General features: G+C 45.8%; 6 protein-coding genes and 1 riboswitch. Of the genes, 2 read left to right on the top strand and 4 right to left on the bottom strand.

What is annotated here, in order from left to right; translation table 11 throughout:
- Together ACLFWI_RS24645 and ACLFWI_RS24640 are read right to left on the bottom strand one after the other, a co-directional pair.
- Positions 1-1351: Cas10/Cmr2 second palm domain-containing protein (locus tag ACLFWI_RS24645; RefSeq protein ID WP_446415109.1), on the bottom strand; the 1351-nt coding region annotated here is incomplete at its 3' end.
- A gap of 240 nt (positions 1352-1591) precedes the next feature.
- Complete coding sequence (locus ACLFWI_RS24640; protein ID WP_446415108.1) at positions 1592-2134, bottom strand: pentapeptide repeat-containing protein; 543 nt, start codon at positions 2132-2134, stop codon at positions 1592-1594.
- A 337-nt stretch (positions 2135-2471) separates the two neighbouring features.
- Between ACLFWI_RS24640 and ACLFWI_RS24635 the strand changes: the two genes are divergently transcribed.
- Positions 2472-2855 carry a hypothetical protein gene (locus tag ACLFWI_RS24635; RefSeq protein ID WP_446386708.1) on the top strand — a complete coding sequence of 128 codons (384 nt, stop codon included), beginning with the start codon at positions 2472-2474 and terminating at the stop codon, positions 2853-2855.
- Between the two features lie 74 nt (positions 2856-2929).
- Positions 2930-3015, top strand: a riboswitch (Fluoride riboswitch).
- Between the two features lie 94 nt (positions 3016-3109).
- The gene (locus ACLFWI_RS24630) at positions 3110-4759 is read left to right on the top strand and encodes a cation:proton antiporter (RefSeq protein ID WP_446415107.1); all 1650 of its coding nucleotides are present in this window, start codon (positions 3110-3112) and stop codon (positions 4757-4759) included.
- 106 nt (positions 4760-4865) lie between these two features.
- Here the strand turns inward: ACLFWI_RS24630 and ACLFWI_RS24625 are convergent, their stop codons facing one another.
- Entirely contained in the window at positions 4866-5267 is a 402-nt protein-coding gene (locus ACLFWI_RS24625) for a peptide chain release factor 1 (RefSeq protein WP_446415106.1), read from the bottom strand.
- 380 nt (positions 5268-5647) lie between these two features.
- Positions 5648-6094: a D-aminoacyl-tRNA deacylase gene (gene dtd, locus ACLFWI_RS24620; RefSeq protein WP_446415105.1), complete on the bottom strand. Its 447-nt coding sequence runs from the start codon at positions 6092-6094 to the stop codon at positions 5648-5650.
- Positions 6095-6456: the final 362 nt, after the last annotated feature.

Here is a 6456-nt window from a genome sequence, read left to right as displayed (position 1 = left end):
GATCGCGTCCTTTATTTTTTGCCCGTTTTTCGGCGTCCCGACAATGTTGTAAAATATCCCGTTGGGGAACTTGATGTCCTGCCCAAACAAAGCCAACACTATAGGTAAAATCCAGATTTAGGTCTTCTTTTATCTGCTGTTGCTGGTTTTTCCAGTGGCATTCTAACTTTAATAACCACTGCAATGCCTCTATCGGTTTTAGCTTCTCCGGTGTTTCTGAGGATTGGGTTTCCTGACTGTACAGCACTCCCAGAAAATCATCCCCACCCGCATAGATAACCCGTCCTTTTCCCTGGGGAAACAAGTCTTTTTTTTTCTGAAAATCATGTCCCCATTCCCGAACTAAATCGGTAAAATGGTTGAGTTGCTCATCTCGCTGCTGGAGATTCATCTCAGGGCAACTCGCCAAGGTTCTCAACTTATCCCCAACCCGATCACCATCCCCCATAAACCAACCTGTCCAATATCCCGGTTCCCGAATAATATCTTTAAATTCTGGGTCATCATCTTTGGCTTTGAGTCTATCGATACCAATGTGATCAGCAATGGCGTCGTAGGTAACTAAACGCTTAACCAATTCCGGAATACTCAGACGTTCATTCGGCGCAACATACCTGCCAATTTGCTCAAAATATTGGCGATTCTGATCAGGTGGAGATTGCTTTTTTCTCAACTCTTCCAGAGACAAACTCGGTTGTCCGACTCGTTCATCGGGGTTATCCAAAAGCCAAGATAAGCGACGATAGAATAGTTCCATCTCCTCTTGTTCCGATTGGCTGAGTAAACGACCAGGATTAGAGTCTAGCTTACCCAACTGATGCCACGCGATCGCATCGGTTCCGGTTAAACTGGAACTCCCGCCCACCCAGTTTATGGCAATCCAATCCCGCCTCAGTTTGCGAGTTTCCAAGTCATCCATGGCGGCTTGAACCGAGTCACCATATCCCCAAAAGACTTCCCAGGTGTAACTTTCCCAGCGTTCCCACTCCCCCTTGCTTTGTCCTGTTTTGCCTTGAGTTTGTGACCAACAATACTGGTCTTTTGGGATACCCAAATTATCTTCTATCCACACTCGGCAAATCTTTAGAATAGTCTGCCATTCTTTTAGGAGAGTAGTTTGGACAAGATTGCGGTCAAATTTCCCTCGAACTAGAATCCGATTCGGCATTCCCTTTGCCACATTGGGCAATCCTGGAGAAATTACCGTGAATCCTAAGCATTCTGCCTTTTGCACCAGTTTAAAACTCAAAAAGGATAAGATTAGCGAAGATCCATACAAATCTCGAAGTTTGCGGGATTTTTCGATAAATCCTTGTACAGGGGCAAAGCTGGCGGCGGTGTATTCAGACATAAAACTTACGGGTATTTAGGCAACTCAGTAGATACCATTTCGCTTGGTTACGCCACCCATAGCTTTTGTGGGAGGACTTTTTACATGGGGCTTGTGAACCAATCCCTATTTTCTGGCTTGCCCATTTGCTCGGAATACAGAGGTGTTTTCCTTTCTGTTTGGACACATCATTTATGTTCCAGACGCGCCATGGCGCGTCTCTACAATGGTGCCGAACGTCCTTTGAAAAATCAATTAGGACTAACGACACCCTAAACTATCCCGCGTTGAAACGCCGGTGACGGGATTAACACCATCTGCCCGTTGACACATTAACGATATTTGATAGGTGTCAAGGATTGCACCGGAAAAATCAGCCCCTGTAATTGTGGTATCAAAAAAGCGGCTACGACTGGCAATAGCATTAGTAAAAATAGCATTGGTTAAATTAGCGCCGTCAAAGACAACGCGATCAGCTAAAGTCTCGGACAGGTTAGCTCCGCTTAAATCAGCCTCAAAAAACGCCGCTTTGGTGAGAATTGATCCTTGAAGAGAAGCTCCTCGAAAAGAGGCACCGCGTAGATCGGCACCAGCAAACGAGGTTCCCTCTAAATTTTGATTGGAAAAATCTCGATAGTGTAATTCAGTAAGCGTATAGTTGACGCTATTCTCCTGTGCGATCGCGCTAGGCAAGTCTACAATCCACGCGAAAAGTGCAATCAATAATCCTATTCCAATGGCTAAACGTTTCCCAGCTTTTTTACTGGGGCTGTTTTCGGTTCGTTTTTGGCTCGCATTAGTCATCGTTTCTTCTTTACATTCAAACTGATGGGTTCATGGTTCATTGTTCATGGTTCATTGTTCATTGTTCATGGTTCATTGTTCATGGTTCATTGTTCATTGTTCATTGTTCATGGTTCATTGTTCATTGTTCATTGGGAATCTTCTCCCCCAGCTTCCCCAGCTTCCCCAGCTTCCCGACGCGCCATGGCACGTCTCTACATTGCTCCCCCTGCTTCCCTATCTCCCTCATCTTCCTCATCTTCCCCCGCACCTTTGCGCCTTACCTCTCACCCGTTAAACTGCTTTTTGTTAAGATACATTAATGAGTCAATAGTCGCCCTATCTTACCAAACAACTCATGATCACTGAACTTTTGCCCTTTCAATTCGAGTTAAACACGACAGCGATCGCGGGTGCATCGTTGTGGGCGCTAGCGCTGTACTGGGGCTTCTCGACGCTAAGCCACTGGATCATGGAACAACTGAATCGCTGGTTTAACTTTGCCGAGCGATCGCTCTACACTTCCATGAAGGAATATGAACGCACTCGCCGGGGAAGAGAAGCCCAAAACGCTTTCTATGCTTCCCTGTTCAGCATTGTGCCATTTTTAATCGTTGGCGCTGGCTGCAACTGGGGTGTTGAACTCACTTTGGGTTCGAGTTGGGCAATCAGTATGGGGCTTCTGGCTTGTATCAGTGGCGCTGTTTATGAACTAGGGCGTCGTGATAGTCAATCGAATTAATCATATCCTTTATCCTGCCTCAGAGTCAGCATTTTAATGATCGAATTGTCAAGTTGAAACTTTGTTGGTATAAATGTATTGATGGCGATGGAGCTCGCCGAAACCGCCTGTCAGTTTGTACCTGATCAAGAACTAAAAGGCTGATAGCTCCTACTTTCCTGGCTTGCTGCGGGAAAGTAGGGCTGGGGAAATTAACAACTCAACCCCTCACCCTGGGCAAGCTGTTGGTAACCAGCTACTGGGGAGAAGATTGCATGTTAACCAGCGCGTTGTGGATTTTATTGATGGGCTTTTTTGGGGGTCAAATTGCCCGTCGTTTAGGTGCGCCACCGTTGATCGGTATGATTTTGGTGGGAATTGTCCTCGGACCACAAATTGGCAATATTATTAGTCTACAGGTGCTGGAAGCGGCGGATAGCCTGCGAACGGTTGCTGTGATGGTTATCTTGATGAAAGCGGGATTGGGGCTGGATCGAGAAAAGCTGCTGTCTCAGGGAAGTGTGGCGCTGCGGTTAGGCTTTTTGCCTGCGGGGTTTGAAGCAGTTGCGATCGCGTTAGCCGCCATCTGGATTTTTCACTTTGATGTTCCCACGGGATTACTCTTAGGTTGCATCATTGGCGCAGAATCTCCGGCGGTAATTGTTCCGGGAATGCTGCGGCTAAAACGTTTGGGGTGGGGAGTGACGAAGGGAATTCCCGATGCGATTCTGACGGGGAGTGCCTTATCCGATGTTCTATTATTACTTTTATTCAGTCTACTGTTAAGTTTTTTAGGTCAGGGCGGAATTGAAACCATCACCCTTCCTGGAGGATTTACAATTTCGGCGTGGCAATTACTACCGTTGCAAGTATTCATTGAAATCGGACTGGGCATCTTGATTGGCTACGTGGCGGCTCGTTTCATCGTCTCGCTACTAACGGAACAAAATTGGACACAAAATACAGTTCAAGATGTTTTAATTGCCGCTGGAATTGCGTTATTATTGGTGATTGTAGAAAAAGCATTGCCCTACTCTGGCTACTTAGCCGCTATGGGAATGGGGTTCTTTTTGATTGAATTGGATGCACCGTTGGCTCGACGCCTACGGGGTGGATTTGATAGCCTTTGGGTTGTGGCGGAGATTGTTTTATTTGTTTTATTGGGCGCTAGCGTTCAACTTCAAGTATTAGGTGATACAATTTTACCAGGACTTTTAGTATTAGCCATTGGCTTGTTTATCGGTCGTCCCGTGGGTTGGTATTTATCGACAGTGGGAAGTAATTGGACTGGGCGAGAACGGCTGTTTTTGCTGCCAGGAAATATGGCAAAAGCAACGGTACAAGCGGCAATTGGTGCGATTCCCTTAGCCAGGGGGATTGAAGGGGGAGAAATTATTTTAGCCATTGCAGCACTTTCCATTTTGACTACAGCACCCATTGGTGCTTGGGCGATTCCTACATTTGCGCCAAAATTATTGGAACGGGGAGAGGTTGATCCGACGAAAGTAACGGTAGTGACTCATACTGTACTGTTAGCGGCGGTGGATACCTCTCCTTTGGCGATAGAGGTTTTGCGGAAAGTCGCTAGTATTGCTCGAGGCACGGATGGAGAAGTAATTGTATTACATGTGATCAATAATGACGAGATAGAGGACTTAGAAAAGCTGCGCGATCGCACTCAACGATTACTCAGTGATATTCGCTATAAATTTATCACGATCAAGGGTTCCATTCCAGAAGAAATTGTTCGGGTGGCGCAAGAGTATCAAGTGGCAGATATTGTCATGGGGAAACGGGGACATCAACCTTGGCAACAGGTGCGAGTCGGTTCCGTATCGCAAGCAGTTCTAGAAATAAGTTCTATCCCGGTTATCTTAGTAGAAGATCCGCAAAACGAATTGACGGGAAAAAGCCGCATGGTTTGATAATTAGGGTTTGCTGCACAATCAAAAAACCATTAGCCATCAATACTTTGAGTAGCCTTGACATTGGCTCATTTTCGGTGGAAAGAGAATCAATGAACTCAGCTTGCTAGCGCCAATAGGGACGCCCTTTCCAAAATACGCCAACGAGAACGGCAAATAAGTTGGCATAACTTAAACTTACCAAAACAAAGGGTAAAGGCAACAGTGATTTTAACCACAAGGTTAGGGCTAAACAGGGAACTAATGCCCACAAGCTGCTATTGTTGATCAAAACTTGGGGATACAAGCGTTCTAGAATATAAACCGCGAGAACTCCAAATCCCGCCGCAGCCATTAAGGTGATAATCATCCCGAGGGGAGGAGTATAGAGAAACTGGAGCATCTCGCGGATCGCAGTGGATTGGTTAGCACCTAAGCCGATGATAATTTCAAGGACGATCGCAACAGCAGTGGTAATCCCTGAGATTTCGAGTAGCGATCGCCAAGGGAGAGATCGTAAGCGATACATGGAATTTTATCAAATTGGGGGCATCCTGCTATTCTACCGCTCTAGCTCCCGTGAAACGTCAAAACCTACTGGCGTGGCACACCTGAGAACTAAGGGTCTTCCGTACTGAGTGTGCTAAATTGTTAGTTTGATTAGTCCGAACATTGAACAGTAAGAGCTTTAGCCATTTCTTCCCATATTTCAAGTCATTTTGATGGACTTAGGCGCTACAGTCCTTGTGTGGTGAGCGTTATGAACTCGCTCAAGCTGATAGTTTAGCACACGCTTGTCCGGAAGAACCGTTACGCTACGCTAACACACCCTACATATATAGCCTTTGCGTAAACCCGATTAGTATTAGTAACGAGCAAGATGCTCGCACTACCAAGATTTGATTAATTCTACCGCTCCAAGAGCAATGTCACAGGTCCATCATTTTCAATCGAGACGTGCATCATCGCCCCAAATACCCCCGTTTCCACTCGTAACCCACTTTGGCGCAGCTTTTCCACAAACTGCTGATACAATTGTTCGGCTTGTTCTGGATTTGCCGATCGCGAAAACGATGGGCGACGCCCTTTGCGACAATCCCCATACAAGGTAAACTGACTCACCACCAACAATTCGCCGCCAATTTCCTGAACCGACTGTTCCCAGCGATCGCTATTGCTATCGGTTCCCGGAAATAACCGCAAATCCAAGCATTTTCGCGCCATCCAATCTAATTCAGCTTCCCTATCACTATCCGCAATCCCCACGAGCAAATTTAGTCCTTGACCAATTTTGCCAACGACTTCACCGTTAATTGTGACTTGAGAGGATTTAACTCGCTGGATAATAACGCGCATTTACAATTTACATAAGTGTGTAGGGGCGGGTTTTACCCATAACGCATCGGATCAAACCACTAACTTAACTAAACCAGCCCTGACTTGACCCTTCGCTTACAGAAATCGAAACCTAATGTGTGTTTACGGTTGGGTTAAGGGGCGGGTTTAGTCACATCTGGGTGAGAGAATAAAGGATAGTTGTGAAACCCGCCCCTACAGAATGAATGACAAATGACGAATGACAAATGACGAATGACAAATGACGAATGACAAATGATGAATGACAAATGACGAATGACAAATGACAAATGACAAATGACAAATGACGAATGACAAATGACGAATGACAAATGACGAATGACAAATGACAAATGACAAAT

This window comes from Coleofasciculus sp. (assembly GCF_046539235.1).
Taxonomy (GTDB): Bacteria; Cyanobacteriota; Cyanobacteriia; order Cyanobacteriales; family Coleofasciculaceae; genus Coleofasciculus.
Note: the sequence above shows the minus strand (reverse complement) of the source record. Positions and strands in the feature narration are given on the sequence as shown.

Excerpts from the sequence above, each read along its gene's own strand:
- ACLFWI_RS24640 (WP_446415108.1), bottom strand. The coding sequence starts at position 2,134 with ATGACTAATGCGAGCCAAAAACGAACCGAAAACAGCCCCAGTAAAAAA.
- ACLFWI_RS24635 (WP_446386708.1), top strand. The coding sequence starts at position 2,472 with ATGATCACTGAACTTTTGCCCTTTCAATTCGAGTTAAACACGACAGCG.
- ACLFWI_RS24630 (WP_446415107.1), top strand. The coding sequence starts at position 3,110 with ATGTTAACCAGCGCGTTGTGGATTTTATTGATGGGCTTTTTTGGGGGT.
- ACLFWI_RS24625 (WP_446415106.1), bottom strand. The coding sequence starts at position 5,267 with ATGTATCGCTTACGATCTCTCCCTTGGCGATCGCTACTCGAAATCTCA.
- dtd (WP_446415105.1), bottom strand. The coding sequence starts at position 6,094 with ATGCGCGTTATTATCCAGCGAGTTAAATCCTCTCAAGTCACAATTAAC.